Below are 15593 nucleotides of genomic sequence, written 5' to 3' on the forward strand. Positions count from 1 at the left end.
AAGCGCGCTGCTAGGCGATGGCAGCGCGGGTGACTAGGCCGAGGATCACATTGAATGGCGAGCAACCAGCTTCGTCATGCCGGGCTTGTTCCGGCATCCACCCTTCCGCAAAATCGATGGGATCGATCGTGCGGAGCAGTGGGCCCCGGAACAAGCCCGGGGTGACGGAGTGGTTGGGGCAATCCGGGCGGATCAACGCTCGACGTCGATCCGCCTTGAAAGCTTAGGCGTTGGCAGTCTCGAGCGCGGGGTAGTCGATGTAGCCCTCGGGGCCCTGGCTATACCACGTCTTCGCATCGTCCTTCGCGAGCGGTGCGCCGGTACGCAAGCGCTCGGGCAGGTCGGGGTTGGCAATGAACGTACGACCGAAGGTGATCGCGTCGGCATTGCCCGAATCGAGCTCGGCCTGCGCCTCCTCGACCGTCGTGTAGTCCGAGTTCACTATCAGCACGCCCTTGAAGACCTTGCGGATCTCGGGGCTGAGCTTCGGCACATCGGTCTTGCCAAAGGTGCCGTCGGGGCCGGGCTCGCGCAGTTCGAGGAACGCAATGCCGAGATCGGACAGCGCCTTGGCGGCGGCGGTGAACAGCGCCTCGGGATTGCTGTCGTCGACACCCTGCGAATCACCGTTGGGCGACAGGCGGACGCTGACGCGGTCGGCACCGGCGACCGAGATCACGCGCTCGGCGACTTCGCGGAGCAGGCGGACGCGGTTCTCGATCGAGCCACCGTACTCGTCGGTGCGGAAATTGGCGTTGTCGCGCAGGAACTGGTCGATCAGATAGCCGTTCGCCGCGTGGATCTGCACGCCGTCAAAGCCGGCAGCGAGCGCGTTCTTCGTTGCCAGTTCGTAGTCGGCCAGCAGGCGCGGGATCTCGTTGGTCTCGAGCGGACGCGCGACCTCGAAATCCTTCTTGCCCTCGAACGTGTGCGCCTGGCCTTCGGTCGCGGTTGCCGACGACGACACCGGCTGCGTCTCGTACACCGACGAATGGCCCTGGCGACCCATGTGCCACAGCTGCGCGACGATCCGGCCGCCGGCGGCGTGGACCGAGTCGGTGACGGGCTTCCAGGCGGCAACCTGTGCGTCGGTCCACAGACCCGGCGCGAACGGCCAGCCGAGGCCTTCGCGGCTGATGCCGGTAGCCTCGGAGATGATCAGGCCGGCGCTCGCACGCTGCGTGTAATACTCGACCATGATGTCGGTCGGCACCGCATCCCTGTCGGCACGCCCGCGGGTGAGCGGCGCCATGATGATGCGGTTCGGCGCGTCGACGGCACCAAGGGTAATCGGATCGAATAGGCTAGGCATGGGGGCTCCTTATTGGCCTGACGGGCGGAAGATAGGAGGCTACAGGGCGGCATGCATCGCCCCGACCCGCAAAGATTATCTAGCGTGCCCGATACGCCGCACGGTTTGACGCCGGTTGCGCAAAGTGTTGCCGCGCCGGGACTTATCGCCTTTGCGGCGCTGCTGGTGGCGAACGTCGCGCTGGCGTTCGGGCCGTGGTTCGTGCGCGCGACCGAGGTCGGGCCGGTGGCCGCGGGGTTCTGGCGGCTGACGTTGGCGGTCCCGTTCCTGGTCGTGCTCGCGGTCCAGCAGGGCGCGCGGCCGATGCGGCTTGGCTGGAAACTGTGGGCCGGGTTGCTCGCGGGCGGGGTGTGCTTCGCGGCCGATCTCGGCACGTGGCATCTCGGGATTCTTCGGACGACGCTCGCCAACGCGACGCTGTTCGGCAACGTCGCGACGCTGATCTTCCCGATCTACGGCTTCCTGATCGCCCGCAGCTGGCCGACGCGGACGCAAGGGTTCGCGCTCGCCTTGGCGGCGGCGGGCGGCGCGTTGCTGCTCGGCCGCTCGTATCAGCTCGATGCGAAGAACCTGGCGGGTGATCTGTTCTGCCTGCTCGCGGGGCTGCTCTACACCGTCTATTTCGTCCTGATGGCGCGAGCGCGGGCGACGCTCGCGCCGCTGTCCGCGCTGACGCTGGCGACGACGGCAGGGATCGTGCCGCTGCTCGTGTTCGCGCTGGCGATGGGCGAGCGCGTGCTGCCCGCGCATTGGGGGCCGCTGATCGGGCTCGCTCTGTGCAGCCAGGTGCTGGGGCAAGGCCTGATGATCTATGCGCTCGGGCGGTTCACGCCGCTGGTGATCGGCATCGCCCTGCTGATCCAGCCGGTGGTCGCTGGTGTGGTCGGCTGGCTGGTGTACGGCGAACGACTGGGCGCGGCGGATCTGGTCGGCGTCGTGATGGTGGCGGTCGCGCTGGTGCTCGTCCGCCGGGGACCGCCCCCGATCGCGCTCCCTCTTGAAGACGCGCTTGATACGCCTGATTTTGAACGGCAGGAGACGGTATGACCCAGGACCTTACGCTCGACGAAATCCGCGCAAAGCTCGCCCCCGGTATCGCGGCCAATGCGGCGTTCGATGGCTGGAGCGACGCCGCGCGCGACATGGCCGCGCAGGCCGAGGGGATCGACACCGACATCGCCGCGCTCGCGTTCAAGAACGGGCCGGTCGACATGATCGACGCGTGGTTCGCGCATATCGATGGCGTGATGCTCGCCGCGGTGCCGCCCGAGCGGTTGGCGCTGATGAAGGTCCGCGAGAAGATTACCGCGCTGGTCGAAGCCCGCCTGGACGCGACGTCAATCGATCGCGAGTCGCTGCGCCGCGCGCTGGCGATTCTAGCGCTCCCGCAGAATCTGGCGAAGGCGACGCGGCTTGGCTGGCGGACGGTCGACACGATCTGGCGTGCCGCTGGCGATGTCGCGACCGACTATAATTACTACACCAAGCGGACGATCCTGCTCGGCGTGTATGCGTCGACGATCACAGTGTTTCTCGACGACGAGAGCGAGGGCCTTACGGAGACGCGCGCGTTCCTTGGTCGGCGGATCAACGGGATCATGCAGTTCGAGAAGGCCAAGGCCGGGTTCCTCAAGCGTACCGAGCACGGTTTCAGCCTGTCGCGATTCGTCGGCCGCCTGCGCTATCCGACGGCCTGAGGCGGGTCGTTAATCCCGTCATCCTGGGCTCTACCCAGGATCCAGAGCCAGCAACGACGCGCTATGTGACTCTGGATCCTGACTTTCGTCAGGATGACGGGACGTCGAGACGGTCGTGACCCGCGGCGGTTAGGGCTTTCCTTCGACCGGGGTTACTGATAATCAGTCGCATCATGGACACTCGCCCCGATCGTTCCGTCAGCCTCGAAACCCTGCCGCGCAAGCAGCATGCTACCGTTGCGGCGATCGAGTGGGCGCGGCTCGCTGGGCCGGAAGCACGCCGGCTTCGCGAACTCGGTTTCGACGAGGGTGTCGATGTCGAGGTCCTGCACCGCGCGACGTTGGGCCAGGGCCCGATCGCCTGCCGCATCGGCCGGATGACCGTCGCGCTCCGCCGTGCGGTCGCGGGCGCGATCCACGTTTCGCCAATGCCTGCCGCGGCTGAATAATCCCATAAAATGAACGCAGCACCGCTGGTTGCGCTGGTCGGCAATCCCAATGCCGGCAAGAGCGCGCTGTTCAACGCGCTCACAGGTGCGCGCCAGAAGGTCGGCAATTATCCCGGCGTCACGGTCGAGCGGAAAGTCGGGCGGCTGATGCTCGACGACGGTCGGCCGGTCGAGCTGGTCGACCTGCCCGGCGCGTACAGCCTCGAACCCTCCTCCCCCGACGAGCGGGTCACGCGCGACGTCGTCACCGGCACGCAGGACGGCGAGCGCCTTCCCGACGCGCTGGTCGTCGTCGTCGACGCCGCCAATCTCGACAACCACCTCCGCTTCACGCTCCAGCTGATCGCGCTCGGCCTGCCGGTCGTGGTCGCGCTCAACATGGTCGATCTCGCCGAGCGCGACGGCCTGAAGCTCGACCCCAAGGTGCTCGAACGCGAACTCGGCGTGCCGGTGATCCCGACCGTCGCAGTGCGCAAGCGTGGCCTCGAAGAGTTGAAAGCGGCGCTCTCAAGCATCGTCGTCAACGGCCCGATGCGCCTCCGCAAATCCGACGGCAGCGTGCAGGACGACATCGTCACGCTCCAGCGCCGCGCGCGCCAGATCGCGACATCCGCGACCGTATCCGAGACGCAGGTCCGCCGCTGGACGCACATGCTCGACGCGGTCGCGCTGCATCCTGTGGCTGGCCCGATCCTGCTGCTCGCGATCATGTTCCTGATGTTCCAGGCGGTGTTCAGCTGGGCGCAGCCGTTCATGGACGCGATCGATGCGGGCTTCACCGCGTTGCAGGGCTTTCTGACCGCCGAAATGCCCGATTCGCTGCTCCGCTCGCTGCTGGTCGATGGCGTGATCAAAGGCGTCGGTGCGGTGATCGTGTTCCTGCCGCAGATCCTGATCCTGTTCCTCTTCATCCTCGTGCTCGAAGCCAGCGGCTACATGGTCCGTGCGGCGTTCCTGATGGACCGGGTGATGGCGAGCGTCGGGCTGTCGGGCCGGGCGTTCATCCCGCTGCTGTCGAGCTTCGCCTGCGCGATTCCGGGCATCATGGCGACGCGGACGATCGACGACGAGAAGGACCGGCTGACGACGATCCTGATCGCGCCGCTGATGACGTGCTCTGCGCGCCTGCCGGTCTACACGCTGATCATCGGCGCTTTCATCCCCAACACGCAGGTGCTGCCGTTCGTCGGGTTGCAGGGGCTGGTGATGCTCGGGCTGTACGTGATGGGCATCGTCGGTGCGTTCGTCGCCGCGCTGGTGCTGCGCCGGACGGTGACCAAGGGCGTGTCGTCGGGCTTCATGATGGAGATGCCGAAATACCAGTGGCCGCAGTGGCGCGACGTCGCCATCGGCCTGTGGAGCCGCGCGCAGATCTTCCTGAAGCGCGCCGGCGGCATCATCCTGACCTCGACGATCATCCTGTGGGTGCTGCTGAGCTTCCCCAAGCCACCCGAACAGCCCGCTGGCGCACCGAAGATCTCGGCGGTCGATTATTCGGTCGCCGGGCGCATTGCGAACGGCATCGCGCCGATCTTCGCGCCGATCGGCTTCAACCGCGACATCGTCCTCGCGCTGATCCCGGCGATGGCCGCGCGCGAAGTCGCGGTCGCCGCGATCGGCACGGTCTATGCGATCGACGATCCCGCCAGCAACCAGGGCGGAAAGGCGATGATCGAGAACCTGCGCGGTCGCTGGAGCCTGCCGACCGCGCTCGCCTTCCTGATGTGGTTCGTGTTCGCGCCGCAGTGCATTTCGACGATCGCCGTCACCCGTCGCGAGACAAATGGGTGGAAATGGCCGGCGTTCATGGTTGGCTATTTGTTCGCCGCCGCCTACATCATGGCTGGCATTACATACTGGCTGGCGGTGTTCGCCGGCCTCTGAGGGGCATCATGGCAGGCAGCGTCAACAAGGTCATCATCGTCGGCAATCTGGGTCGCGACCCGGAGAGCAAGGCGTTCCAGAACGGCGGCAAGGTCGTCAATCTGCGCATCGCGACATCCGAGTCCTGGAAGGACAAGATGTCGGGCGAGCGCAAGGAAAAGACCGAATGGCATTCGGTCGCGATCTTCAACGAAGGTCTCGCGAACGTCGCCGAAAAGTACCTCCGCAAAGGCTCGAAGGTCTATATCGAAGGCGCGCTCCAGACCCGGAAGTGGCAGGACGCACAGGGCCAGGACAAATATTCGACCGAGATCGTGCTGCAGGGCTTCAACAGCGTGCTGACGATGCTCGACGGTCCGAACGGCGGCGCAGGCGGTGGTGCAGGCGGCGGCGGTGGTAGCCGCGGCGGTGGCGACGACTGGGCCGGCGGCGGCGGCGGCAACGACTTCGGCGGTGGTTCGTCGGGCGGCGGCGGCGGTTACGGCGGCGGCGGTGGTCGTGGCGGCAGCGCACCCTCGGGTGGCGGTAGCGGTGGCGGCGCGCGCGGCGGCAGCTTCGGCCAGACCGGCGGCTTCTCGGACGATCTCGACGACGACGTGCCGTTCTGACCTCCGTGACGACGCTGGATTCCGTCCCCGCGACCGCCGTGTTCGACGAGGCTGAGCGCTCGCGCGTCATCGCGGCGTACGACGTCGCGGGCGCGCGGGCGAAGGGCCAGCTCGACGACATCGTGGCGTTCGCGGCCGAGCTGTGCGCCGCGCCGGTCGCGTTGCTGAGCCTCGTCGAGGACGAGTATCAGCGCTTCCTGTCGCGCACCGGCACCGACCTCGAGCAGACGCCGCGCAGCATGTCGTTCTGCGCGCACGCGATGCATCATCACGAGGTGATGGAGGTCGCGGATACGCTGGAGGATCCGCGCTTCGTCGACAACGCGCTGGTGACCGGGCCGCCCTATGTGCGGTTCTACGCGGGTGCGCCGCTGGTCTCCAGCGAAGGCGTGCCGCTGGGCGCGCTCTGCGTGCTAGCCCCCCGTCCGCGCGAGGGGCTCACCCGGTTCCAGCGCGACGGCATGACGCTGTTGGCGAAGGCGGCGATGGGGCGGCTCGACGATCGCCGTTCGGCGCGTGAGCAGGCGATGGCCGACGCCGAGGCGCGCCGTACGCTTGAGGCGAGCGACCTGAAGTTCCGCACGCTCGCGGACACGATGCCGCAGATGGTGTGGTCCACGCTGCCCGACGGCTTCCACGACTATTTCAACGCGCGCTGGTACGAGTTCACCGGCACGCCCGTGGGGACGACAGATGGCGAGGGCTGGAACGACATGTTCCACCCCGAGGATCAGGATCGCGCCTGGTCGGTCTGGCGGCAATCGCTCGACTCCGGCGAACCGTACAATATCGAATACCGGCTGCGACATTACGACGGCACGTATCGCTGGGTGCTCGGCCGCGCGCTGCCGGTGCGCGACGAAAACGGCACGATCACACGCTGGTTCGGGACGTGCACCGATATCCACGAACAGAAGCTCGCCTATGAGGAGCGCGAGGTCATCAGCCAGGAGCTGAGCCACCGCATCAAGAACATCTTCGCGGTGATCGCCGGGCTGATCGCATTTTCCGCGCGCGGCAAGCCCGAGTTCATGGGTATCGCGACCGACCTGCGTCACCGCATCAACGCGCTCGGCCGCGCGCATGATTTCGTCCGCCCGCATAGTGCCAACTCGCGTCCGGCCGCCGCGCAGAACAGCCTGCACGGCCTGCTGCACGAATTGTTCGAACCGTATCAGCGTATCGACGGCGCACGCCTCAACGTCACCGGTGACGACGTGACGATCGACGATCGCTCGGCCACGCCGCTGGCCTTGCTGTTCCACGAGCTCGCCACCAATGCGACCAAGTACGGCGCACTCGCCACCGAGCTGGGCACGGTCCGGATCACGATCGCAGCGAACGATGATTCGGTGACGCTGCTTTGGCGGGAAGTGGGCGGCCCGGCTGTCACCAAGCCGACCATGCCCGCGGGCTTCGGCACGCAGCTGATCGAAATGAGCGCCGTGCGTCAGCTGGGCGGCACGGTGAACCGGATCTGGAACGACGATGGTCTGGTCGTCGAACTAACTATTCCCAAGCCTGCGTTCAGCCGCTGACGACCCGGATCACGTCGTCGTGGGCGGTCGCCTCGTCCTCGCACGCTAACGCCGCTGCAGCGAGGATCGCCGCGTCGCTGAACGGCTTACGGATATAGCCGAGGCACTCCGCATCGCCGATCTGCGAAGGGTTGGCGGTTACGAAGACGACCTTGACGCCGTACTCCCGCGCCATCCGCCTGGCGATCTCCGGCCCGGTCGGTCCGTCGCGCAGATTGATGTCGACGAACGCGAAGCTGCATCCCGGTGCCGCCGCGATCGCACTGTCGCGATCGGCTGCAATTCCTGCCACATCGTACCCGGCATCGACGAGGATTCTCTCGAGGTCGAGCGCGACGAATATCTCGTCTTCGACAATGAGGGCGGTCTTGGTCATCGGCGGAGTAACCAGTCGCCCGCCGATCGGTTCCGCTGCGATACTGATCTGAATCAGTATCCAGTCACAAATTGTATATTTTCTTCCTATTTTCCGCGGCGCAGCAGGAAGACGGCGTGTTCCGCGAACAGGTTGGCCGCCGCCGCGCCGGTACGCTTGTCGCCCGACAGGAACCACGCATCCTCGACAACGATCCCGCGCGCTTTCACGAAGGCGCGGAAATCGTCGATCGTGACGTGGTGGATGTTCGGCGTGTCGTACCAGCGTTCGGGCAATTGCCGCGTGACCGGCATGCGGCCGCCCCACAGAAGCGACCCCCTCACTCGCCAGTGCGCGAAATTGGGGAAGCTGACGAACGCCTGACGACCGATCCGCAGCAGATGATCCAGCACCAGATCGGGCGCGCGCGCGGTCTGCAACGTCTGGCTGAGGATCGCGTAATCGAAGCTCGCGTCGGGATAGCCGGCGAGGTCGACATCCGCATCGCCCTGGATCACCGACAGGCCGCGCGCGACCGCGGAAGCGACGTTGCGCGCGTCGATCTCCAGGCCACGCACATCGACGTCGCGGGTGTCGCGCAAGGCCGCCATCAGCGCGCCGTCGCCGCAGCCGATATCGAGCACGCGGCTGCCTTGCGCGACGTTCTCGGCGATGACGGCGAGGTCGGTGCGTAAGGTCACAGGGGGCGTCATGGCGCGCTCCGCAGTTGCTCGGCCAGGCCCGGCGCGAGGCGTTCCATGTAGCGATCGGCGCGGACCAGCGGATGGAAGCCGAGCTCTGCATAGACGCCGTGCGCATCGGCCGTGACGAGCCCGATCCGCCGCAACCCGGCGAATGACGGATGATCGAGGAACCAGCTCACCATCCGACGCCCGAGCCCCTGCCCTCGCACGGCCTCGTCGACCCAGACGTCCGCCAGCCATGCGAACGTCGCGTGATCGGTGATCATTCGCGCAAAGCCGACCTGCTGCTCGTTCTCGTACGCGCCGAGACAATGCGACCCGGCGATCGCACGCTCGACCAGCGTGCGCTCGATCCCCGGCGACCAGTAGCTGCTCGCGAGCCAGCCGTGGATGCGGTCGACCTGCAACTTGCCTGCGTCGTCGGACAGGATGATCGTCATCGGCCGGCCCTCAGGAAGCCGTCGACGACCCGGTTCAGGTCCGGCGCCTCCAGCAGGAACGCGTCGTGGCCGTACGGGCTCGACAGCTCGACGAAGCTGACCGGCGCGCCTGCTGCGTTGAGTGCCTGGACGATCGCGCGCGATTCTGCGGTGGGGTAGAGCCAGTCGGTGTCGAAGCTGACGAGGCAGAACCGCGATCTGGTCGCGCGGAACGCGTTGGCGAGCAGCCCGCCATGCTCCTCGGCGAGGTCGAAATAATCCATCGCGCGCGTGATGTAGAGGTACGAGTTCGCATCGAACCGATCGGTGAACGCGAGCCCCTGGTGGCGCAGATAACTCTCGACCTGAAAATCCGCGTCGAACCCGAACGATTTCGCGTCGCGCGCCTGAAGCCGCCGCCCGAACTTCTCGGTCAGCCCCGCCTCCGACAGATACGTAATGTGCGCCGCCATCCGCGCGACCGCGAGCCCGGCAGTCGGCGCGTCGTCGTCGTGATACTCGCCGCCACGCCAGTTCGGATCGGCCATCACCGCCTGCCGCCCGACCTCATGGAACGCGATGTTCTGCGCGGTATGCCGCGCGGTCGAGGCGATCACGACGCACGCCTTCACGCGGTCGGGGAAGGTCGCGGGCCAGCTCAGCGCCTGCATCCCGCCCATCGATCCGCCGACCACCGCATGGAGCACGCCGACGCCGAGATGGTCGAGCAACATCGCCTGCGCGCGCACCATGTCGCGGATCGTGATGACCGGGAAACTCATTGCCCACGGCCGCCCGGTCGCCGGGTTGATCGTCGCGGGGCCGGACGTCCCCATGCAGCTGCCGAGCACGTTGGCGCAGACGACGAAGTGCCGCGCAGGGTCGATCGGCTTGCCCTCGCCGACCATGCGCGTCCACCAACCGGGTTTGCCGGTCCGGGGATGATGCGAGGCGACGTGCTGGTCGCCGGTCAGCGCGTGGCAGATCAGGATGGCGTTCGACGCATCGGCGTTAAGCGTGCCGTAGGTCTCGTACGCGATGTCCACGGGCGACAACAGCACGCCGCCATCGAGCCGCAGCGGCCCCGGCAACGTGACGCGCCGCGCGAGGCCGAAGCGCTGGTCGGTGCTGTGGCCGGTCCCGGGGTCGATTGCAGGCGTGTCGAGCATGCCGCGCGCTACCATAAGCGGCCTCCGTCATGCCAGCGCGGTGGTAGTCCGGACTTGGGTACGATCCTACCCCGCAAGGGGGAGGTGGCTGGCCCTTGCCAGACGGAGGGGGAGGCAAGCGACCACGCCTGTTCCGTATCCTCCCCCTCCGTCGCCTTCGGCGCCACCTCCCCCTGGCAGGGGAGGATTGTCCGAACCACACCGTCAGCGCCCCGCTGGCGGGCGCGGACCGTCCGAACCACACCGTCATCCTGACGAAAGTCAGGATCCAGAGCCGCGACCGACACCGCTTGTTACCCTGGGTCCTGACTTTCGTCAGGATGACGGGGGAACTGGAGGAAGCCCACGCCCACGCACAAAGATTGCCACCGCGCCACACCGCCCGCTATGTCCCGCGCCATGACAAACATCATGCCCGCACCCGCGCCGAAGCCCTGGATCCTGGGGATCGCGCCGTACACGCCCGGTCGCTCGACGACCGACGATGGCCGCACGGTGATCAAGCTGTCGTCGAACGAGAACCCGCTCGGCACCAGTCCCGCCGCGAAGGCCGCGTTCGATGCCGCCGACCGCACGCTGGAACGCTATCCGGACGCGGGCGCGGTCGAACTGCGCGAGGCGCTGGCGGCGCATTACGACCTCGATCCGGCGCGCGTGATCTACGGCACCGGCTCCGACGAGATCCTGCATCTGGTCGCGGGCGCCTATGCGGGTCCCGGCGACGAGATCATCCACGTCCGCTACGGCTTCGCGGTCTACGAGATCGCGACGCGCCGGGTGGGGGCGGAACCCGTCATCGTTGACGACCGCGACTATGCGACCGACGTCGACGCGATCCTCGCCGCGGTCACCGAGCGTACCCGCATCGTGTTCGTCGCCAATCCCAACAACCCGACCGGCACGTTCACGCCGCGCGTGGAAATCGCGCGGCTGCATGCCGGGCTGCCGAAGTCGGTGCTGCTCGTGCTCGATCAGGCCTATGCCGAATATCTGTCGCCCGAGGAGGACGATGCCGGCCTCGCGCTGGCGATGACCGAGGCGAACGTGCTGGTGACGCGGACCTTCTCGAAGATCCACGGGCTGGCGGCGGAGCGGATCGGCTGGGGCTATGCCTGCGCGCCGATCATCGACGCGATGCACCGCATCCGCGCGCCGTTCAACGTCACCACCGCGGGCCAGGCCGCTGCAGTCGCCGCGATCGGCGACACCGCTTTCGTCGACGCGACGCGCGCGCACAACGACACGTGGCGCGGCTGGTTCGTCGAGCAGATCGGCCAGATGGGCAACGCCGGGCTTCGTGCCGTGCCGTCGAAGGCGAACTTCGTGCTCGTGCTGTTCGAGGGCACGCTGACCGCCGACGCCGCGTATTGCGGGCTGATGGACGCGGGCTACATCGTCCGCTGGCTGCCGGGTCAGGGCCTGCCCAACGCGCTGCGCATCACGATCGGTACCGAGGCGGAAACGCGCGGCGTCACCGCGGCGCTGCGCAACCTGGTCGAAGCGGCCTGATGCTCCCGTTCGCGCGCGTCACGATCATCGGGCTGGGACTGATCGGCTCGTCGGTGGCGCGCGCGGTGCAGGCGACGATGCCGACGGTCCGCGTCATCGGCTATGATGCCGACGCGACCGTGCGCGAGGCCGCGGACCGGCTGCAATTCTGCGATGACGTCGCGGATTCGGCCGGCGCGGCGGTGATCGACGCCGACCTGGTGATCCTGTGCGTGCCCGTCGGGATCATGGGCGAGGTCGCTGCTGAGTTCGCGAATGAACTCCCCGCGGATGCGATCGTCAGCGATGTCGGCAGCTGCAAGGCGGAGATCGTCCGCGCGCTTACCGAGGCACTGCCCAACGCGACCGTCATCCCGGCGCACCCGGTCGCAGGCACCGAGCGGAGCGGCCCCGAGGCTGGTTTCGCGACGCTGTTCCGCCATCGCTGGTGCATCGTCACGCCCCCCGAGGGCGCCGACCCGGTCGCGGTCGAGCGCGTCTCCGAATTCTGGCGCAGGCTCGGCGCGCAGGTCGAGACGATGGCGCCCGAGCATCACGACCGCGTCCTCGCCGTCACCAGCCATCTGCCGCATCTGATCGCCTATACGATCGTCGGCACCGCAGGTGACCTGGAGGAAGTGACGCAGTCGGAGGTCATCAAATATTCGGCCGGTGGGTTCCGCGACTTCACGCGCATCGCGGCGTCGGACCCGACGATGTGGCGCGACATCTTCCTCAACAACCGCGAGGCTGTGCTGGAGATGTTGCAACGCTTCTCGGAGGACCTGAGCCATCTCCAGCGGGCGATCCGCTGGGGGGATGGGGATGCTTTGTTCGACCTGTTCACGCGGACTCGGGCGATCCGGCGGAGCATCGTCGAGCAGGGTCAGGACGATGACGTTCAGGATTTCGGGCGTACGCACGGTTGAACAGGAGCCCCCCACACCGTTCAGAAGCGCACCACCCCGGCGGAGGCCGGGGCCCAGTTGGGTAGGCCGGAGTAACGGCTCGCAACGCAGATTAGCGACGTCGCCCAACTGGGCCCCGGCCTTCGCCGGGGTGGTGGCTCTTAGAGGTGGTAGCTTCACCGAACCTAATCCAGCGCGTTCATCGCCGCATGGACTCGCTGCTCCGCCTCTTCCCGCGGCAAACCCGGCGGCACCACTTCGCCGAACCGGAAGGTGATCACTCCCGGCAGCTTCGGCCCCTTTTTCGGCCACACCAGCCCGCTGTCGCACGCGATCGGCACCGTCGGCATCTTCAGCGCACGATACAGCCCGGCAAACCCCGGCTTCAGCGGCGGATGCTCGCCCGGCGAAACCCGCGTCCCCTCCGGAAAGATCAGGATCGAGCGCCCCGTCGCCTTCGCCGCGGTCGCCTCGCGCATCATGCTCCGCATCGCCGTCGCCGACGCCTCGCGATCGACGACGATCGCGCCGTAACGCCGCGCTGCCCAGCCCCAGGCCGGGATATCCGCCAGTTCGCGCTTCAGCACGATCGCGGGGCCGTCGAGCAACGCCTGCAATTCGAGCGTCTCGAACATCGCCTGGTGCTTGCACGCATAGAACGCCGGCCCGGTCGGTCGCGTCCCCTCCACGCGGATATGCACGCCGAGGATCGCGCGCGCGCACCAGCGGTGGAAGCGAGTCCAGATCGTCGAATGCACGATCACCGCGCGCGAGCCGAACAGCGCCGAGATCGGCACGGTCACCACGATCGGCACCGAGATCGTGTAAAAAACGAGCATGAACGCCCAGTTACGCAGCCAGATCATCCGCCATATCCAATCCACAACGCGATCCGGCGAAGGATCAACTTGTTATATTCGTTGACCAAGGTCCCAAGCCGCGGCGTCCCCGGCACCCCATCGCCTAGGATCACGACATTCTTGTCGAGCGCCGCCGCCAGCTCCATCCGCGCGCGCGCGACATGCCAATCCGACGTCACCAGCCGCACCGACCGGTATTTGTGCACGCGCACCCATTGCGCCGTTTCCTCGGCATTCGACCGCGTATCGACAGCGTCCGCACCCAGATCGATGCAGCACGCGAACAACGCGGGCGAGGTGCGATACTCCAATGCGAGATCGATTGGCCGCACCCCTGGCGCGACTCCCGTCACGAGCATCCGCTTCGCCTGGTGATCGCGGAGCAGCGCGATGCCGCGGTCGATCCGCCCTGCCCCACCCGTCGGCACGACGATCGCATCCGAGGTGAAACCGTCGAGCGGCTTGGGCAACAGCAGCATGAACACCGCGAACCCGAACGCCCAGGCGAGCGCCATGATGCCGAACAGCCGGACGATCACAGGATATGCCTCAGCGCGCGGACGATCGTCACGCGGGCGGCGAGCGTAGCCAGCACGACGAACGCGACCGGGAGCAGCGCAAGCACCACCCAGTCGACTCCGCCGAGCGTCACCCCGCCGAGCAGTTCGGAGCCCAGCCCGTGCAACCGGATGCCGATGAACGCCACCACCAGCAACGCCGTGACGCCGCCGCCGACACCACCGATCGTCGCATCGAGCGCGATCCGCCGCTGGAACAACCGCGCGACCTGGAGATCGGTCGAGCCGAGCATGTGCATCACCGCGATCGTCGCGTGATGCGTCTGGAGCCCCGCGCGCGCGGCAAGCACGACGACCGCGGCGGTCGCGCTCGCCATCAGCAGGACCAGCGCCAGCGCGAGGAACGTCAGCGAGCGCATCACGTCGTTGACCGGCGACATCCAGCTTTCGTGGCGGTCGACTCGGACGATCGGGCTCAGGCGCCGCACTGTCGCCGCGACGCGCACAGCCGCCGCCCCGTCATGATCGGCCAGGTCGACGTCGATCATTGCCGGCACCGGCAATTGCGGGTCCGCGCCATCGGATCCGAGCCAGGGTTGCAGCAGCCGCGTGAGTTCGGCGCGATCGACCGGCGTCGCCGTCGCGACCGCCGGCATCGTCCGCAGCGCCGCCAGCACGCGCGCCGCGACGGCGTCACGCCGCACGGGATCGCCATCGACGACCTGCACCGTCAACCGGCCCGCCAGCTGTCGATCGAGCAAGCGCGCCGCGCCCGCGGTCGCCAGTCCCAGGGCGGCGGCGAGCATCGTCAGAAACAGCATGATCGCCATCACCCACGTCATCGCGCGCAGGCCGCCGGCTTCGTCGAGCACGCGGCGTTCTGCCGATGATCGCGCCTTCGACACCCCCATCATTCGGGCCGCGTCGGCGGATAGCGGAGCGAGCCGGTCGGATCGAGCAATCGTCCGCGATCGAGCCGCATCATCTGCGCGCCGGGTATCCGCCCGAGCAGGTGGAAGTCGTGCGTCGCGACCACGACGGTCGTCCCCAGCTTGTTGAGCGATTCGAACAGATGCAGCAGCCGCTCCGCCATGTCGGGATCGACGTTGCCAGTCGGCTCGTCCGCGACCAGGATTTCGGGGCGTGCGATGACCGCGCGGGCGATCGCGACGCGCTGTTGCTCCCCGCCCGACAGCGTCGCCGGGCGCGCGTCGGCACGGTCGCCGAGCCCGACCCAGGCGAGCATCTCGCGCACCGGTTGCTCGATATCCGCCTCGGGCATCCCCGCCACGCGCAACGGCAGCGCGATATTGTCCCAGGTCGACAGATGCGGGACGAGCCGGAAATCCTGGAAGACCACGCCGATCCGCCGCCGAAAACCGGGCAGCCGGTCGCGCGACAACACCACCGCATCCTCGCCGAACAGCCGGATCACGCCGCGTGTCGGCCGCTGCGCGAGATACAGCAGCTTGAGTAGCGAGGTCTTCCCCGCGCCGCTCGCGCCGGTCAGGAAATAGAACGCACCGCTGCGCAGCGTGAAGCTGAGGTCCGACAGCGTCTCCGGCCCGGCGTCCGGTCCCGAATCTGACTCCGTGCCGTAACGAAGCCCGACATTCTCGAATTGGACGATATTCGCCATGACGTGGTTGCGCCCGCTTTCGCCCGCTTGATGCCCGTATCGGCG

General features: G+C 67.4%; 17 protein-coding genes. 8 read left to right on the top strand and 9 right to left on the bottom strand.

Annotated features, from left to right (window positions below):
- Window positions 1-223: 223 nt before the first annotated feature.
- The gene (locus ASG20_RS13570) at window positions 224-1312 is read right to left on the bottom strand and encodes an alkene reductase (RefSeq protein WP_056053724.1); all 1089 of its coding nucleotides are present in this window, start codon (window positions 1310-1312) and stop codon (window positions 224-226) included.
- 51 nt (window positions 1313-1363) lie between these two features.
- On the opposite strand from ASG20_RS13570, the gene ASG20_RS13575 reads away from it, so the two are divergent.
- The 6 genes from ASG20_RS13575 (at window position 1364) to ASG20_RS13600 (ending at window position 7488) form a co-directional block, all read left to right on the top strand.
- On the top strand, window positions 1364-2359 hold the full coding sequence (locus ASG20_RS13575) for a DMT family transporter (protein WP_082470974.1): 996 nt from the start codon (window positions 1364-1366) through the stop codon (window positions 2357-2359).
- A complete protein-coding gene (locus ASG20_RS13580; RefSeq protein WP_056053726.1) occupies window positions 2356-3009 on the top strand; it encodes a COQ9 family protein in 654 nt (217 codons plus the stop codon). The genes ASG20_RS13575 and ASG20_RS13580 overlap by 4 nt, the downstream gene beginning before the upstream one ends.
- A gap of 173 nt (window positions 3010-3182) precedes the next feature.
- Entirely contained in the window at window positions 3183-3458 is a 276-nt protein-coding gene (locus tag ASG20_RS13585; RefSeq protein ID WP_056053729.1) for a FeoA family protein, read from the top strand.
- A gap of 9 nt (window positions 3459-3467) precedes the next feature.
- On the top strand, window positions 3468-5342 hold the full coding sequence (gene feoB, locus ASG20_RS13590) for a ferrous iron transporter B (RefSeq protein ID WP_056053731.1): 1875 nt from the start codon (window positions 3468-3470) through the stop codon (window positions 5340-5342).
- Window positions 5343-5350: 8 nt separating this feature from the next.
- Window positions 5351-5950, top strand: coding sequence for a single-stranded DNA-binding protein (gene ssb / locus ASG20_RS13595; protein WP_056053734.1), 600 nt, complete (start codon window positions 5351-5353; stop codon window positions 5948-5950).
- Between the two features lie 5 nt (window positions 5951-5955).
- Window positions 5956-7488 carry a sensor histidine kinase gene (locus ASG20_RS13600; RefSeq protein ID WP_231420592.1) on the top strand — a complete coding sequence of 511 codons (1533 nt, stop codon included), beginning with the start codon at window positions 5956-5958 and terminating at the stop codon, window positions 7486-7488.
- Here ASG20_RS13600 and ASG20_RS13605 read toward each other — a convergent pair.
- The 4 genes from ASG20_RS13605 to metX all read right to left on the bottom strand — a co-directional run bounded on the left by ASG20_RS13605 (window position 7478) and on the right by metX (window position 10150).
- Complete coding sequence (locus ASG20_RS13605) at window positions 7478-7864, bottom strand: response regulator (RefSeq protein ID WP_056053737.1); 387 nt, start codon at window positions 7862-7864, stop codon at window positions 7478-7480. The genes ASG20_RS13600 and ASG20_RS13605 overlap by 11 nt on opposite strands.
- A gap of 86 nt (window positions 7865-7950) precedes the next feature.
- Window positions 7951-8556, bottom strand: a complete 606-nt coding sequence (gene metW, locus ASG20_RS13610; RefSeq protein WP_231420591.1) for a methionine biosynthesis protein MetW — start codon at window positions 8554-8556, stop codon at window positions 7951-7953.
- Window positions 8553-8987: a GNAT family N-acetyltransferase gene (locus ASG20_RS13615; protein WP_056053741.1), complete on the bottom strand. Its 435-nt coding sequence runs from the start codon at window positions 8985-8987 to the stop codon at window positions 8553-8555. Before ASG20_RS13615 ends, metW begins: the two co-directional genes overlap by 4 nt.
- Window positions 8984-10150: a homoserine O-acetyltransferase MetX gene (gene metX / locus ASG20_RS13620; RefSeq protein ID WP_443025943.1), complete on the bottom strand. Its 1167-nt coding sequence runs from the start codon at window positions 10148-10150 to the stop codon at window positions 8984-8986. Before metX ends, ASG20_RS13615 begins: the two co-directional genes overlap by 4 nt.
- A 396-nt stretch (window positions 10151-10546) precedes the next feature.
- On the opposite strand from metX, the gene hisC reads away from it, so the two are divergent.
- The gene (hisC, locus tag ASG20_RS13625; protein ID WP_056054747.1) at window positions 10547-11644 is read left to right on the top strand and encodes a histidinol-phosphate transaminase; all 1098 of its coding nucleotides are present in this window, start codon (window positions 10547-10549) and stop codon (window positions 11642-11644) included.
- On the top strand, window positions 11644-12552 hold the full coding sequence (locus ASG20_RS13630) for a prephenate/arogenate dehydrogenase family protein (protein ID WP_056053744.1): 909 nt from the start codon (window positions 11644-11646) through the stop codon (window positions 12550-12552). The genes hisC and ASG20_RS13630 overlap by 1 nt, the downstream gene beginning before the upstream one ends.
- Window positions 12553-12716: 164 nt before the next feature.
- Here ASG20_RS13630 and ASG20_RS13635 read toward each other — a convergent pair whose 3' ends face one another.
- From ASG20_RS13635 to ftsE, 4 genes are read right to left on the bottom strand one after another with little or no spacing between them, the layout of a single operon-like run.
- Window positions 12717-13397 (bottom strand): lysophospholipid acyltransferase family protein, encoded by a 681-nt coding sequence (locus ASG20_RS13635; RefSeq protein WP_056053747.1) that lies wholly within the window; start codon window positions 13395-13397, stop codon window positions 12717-12719.
- On the bottom strand, window positions 13394-13930 hold the full coding sequence (locus ASG20_RS13640; RefSeq protein WP_056053750.1) for a YdcF family protein: 537 nt from the start codon (window positions 13928-13930) through the stop codon (window positions 13394-13396). The genes ASG20_RS13635 and ASG20_RS13640 overlap by 4 nt, the downstream gene beginning before the upstream one ends.
- A complete protein-coding gene (locus ASG20_RS13645) occupies window positions 13927-14820 on the bottom strand; it encodes a cell division protein FtsX (protein ID WP_056053754.1) in 894 nt (297 codons plus the stop codon). The genes ASG20_RS13640 and ASG20_RS13645 overlap by 4 nt, the downstream gene beginning before the upstream one ends.
- Complete coding sequence (gene ftsE / locus ASG20_RS13650) at window positions 14820-15548, bottom strand: cell division ATP-binding protein FtsE (protein WP_056054749.1); 729 nt, start codon at window positions 15546-15548, stop codon at window positions 14820-14822. The genes ASG20_RS13645 and ftsE overlap by 1 nt, the downstream gene beginning before the upstream one ends.
- Window positions 15549-15593 lie beyond the last annotated feature (45 nt).

The organism is Sphingomonas sp. Leaf198 (genome assembly GCF_001424005.1).
Taxonomy (GTDB): domain Bacteria; phylum Pseudomonadota; class Alphaproteobacteria; order Sphingomonadales; family Sphingomonadaceae; genus Sphingomonas.

What these genes read in the sequence shown, in the direction of transcription:
- ASG20_RS13570 (WP_056053724.1), bottom strand. Translation starts at nt 1,312, where the DNA reads ATGCCTAGCCTATTCGATCCGATTACCCTTGGTGCCGTCGACGCGCCG.
- ASG20_RS13575 (WP_082470974.1), top strand. Translation starts at nt 1,364, where the DNA reads ATGCATCGCCCCGACCCGCAAAGATTATCTAGCGTGCCCGATACGCCG.
- ASG20_RS13580 (WP_056053726.1), top strand. Translation starts at nt 2,356, where the DNA reads ATGACCCAGGACCTTACGCTCGACGAAATCCGCGCAAAGCTCGCCCCC.
- ASG20_RS13585 (WP_056053729.1), top strand. Translation starts at nt 3,183, where the DNA reads ATGGACACTCGCCCCGATCGTTCCGTCAGCCTCGAAACCCTGCCGCGC.
- feoB (WP_056053731.1), top strand. Translation starts at nt 3,468, where the DNA reads ATGAACGCAGCACCGCTGGTTGCGCTGGTCGGCAATCCCAATGCCGGC.
- ssb (WP_056053734.1), top strand. Translation starts at nt 5,351, where the DNA reads ATGGCAGGCAGCGTCAACAAGGTCATCATCGTCGGCAATCTGGGTCGC.
- ASG20_RS13605 (WP_056053737.1), bottom strand. Translation starts at nt 7,864, where the DNA reads ATGACCAAGACCGCCCTCATTGTCGAAGACGAGATATTCGTCGCGCTC.
- metW (WP_231420591.1), bottom strand. Translation starts at nt 8,556, where the DNA reads ATGACGCCCCCTGTGACCTTACGCACCGACCTCGCCGTCATCGCCGAG.
- ASG20_RS13615 (WP_056053741.1), bottom strand. Translation starts at nt 8,987, where the DNA reads ATGACGATCATCCTGTCCGACGACGCAGGCAAGTTGCAGGTCGACCGC.
- metX (WP_443025943.1), bottom strand. Translation starts at nt 10,150, where the DNA reads ATGGTAGCGCGCGGCATGCTCGACACGCCTGCAATCGACCCCGGGACC.
- hisC (WP_056054747.1), top strand. Translation starts at nt 10,547, where the DNA reads ATGCCCGCACCCGCGCCGAAGCCCTGGATCCTGGGGATCGCGCCGTAC.
- ASG20_RS13630 (WP_056053744.1), top strand. Translation starts at nt 11,644, where the DNA reads ATGCTCCCGTTCGCGCGCGTCACGATCATCGGGCTGGGACTGATCGGC.
- ASG20_RS13635 (WP_056053747.1), bottom strand. Translation starts at nt 13,397, where the DNA reads ATGATCTGGCTGCGTAACTGGGCGTTCATGCTCGTTTTTTACACGATC.
- ASG20_RS13645 (WP_056053754.1), bottom strand. Translation starts at nt 14,820, where the DNA reads ATGGGGGTGTCGAAGGCGCGATCATCGGCAGAACGCCGCGTGCTCGAC.
- ftsE (WP_056054749.1), bottom strand. Translation starts at nt 15,548, where the DNA reads ATGGCGAATATCGTCCAATTCGAGAATGTCGGGCTTCGTTACGGCACG.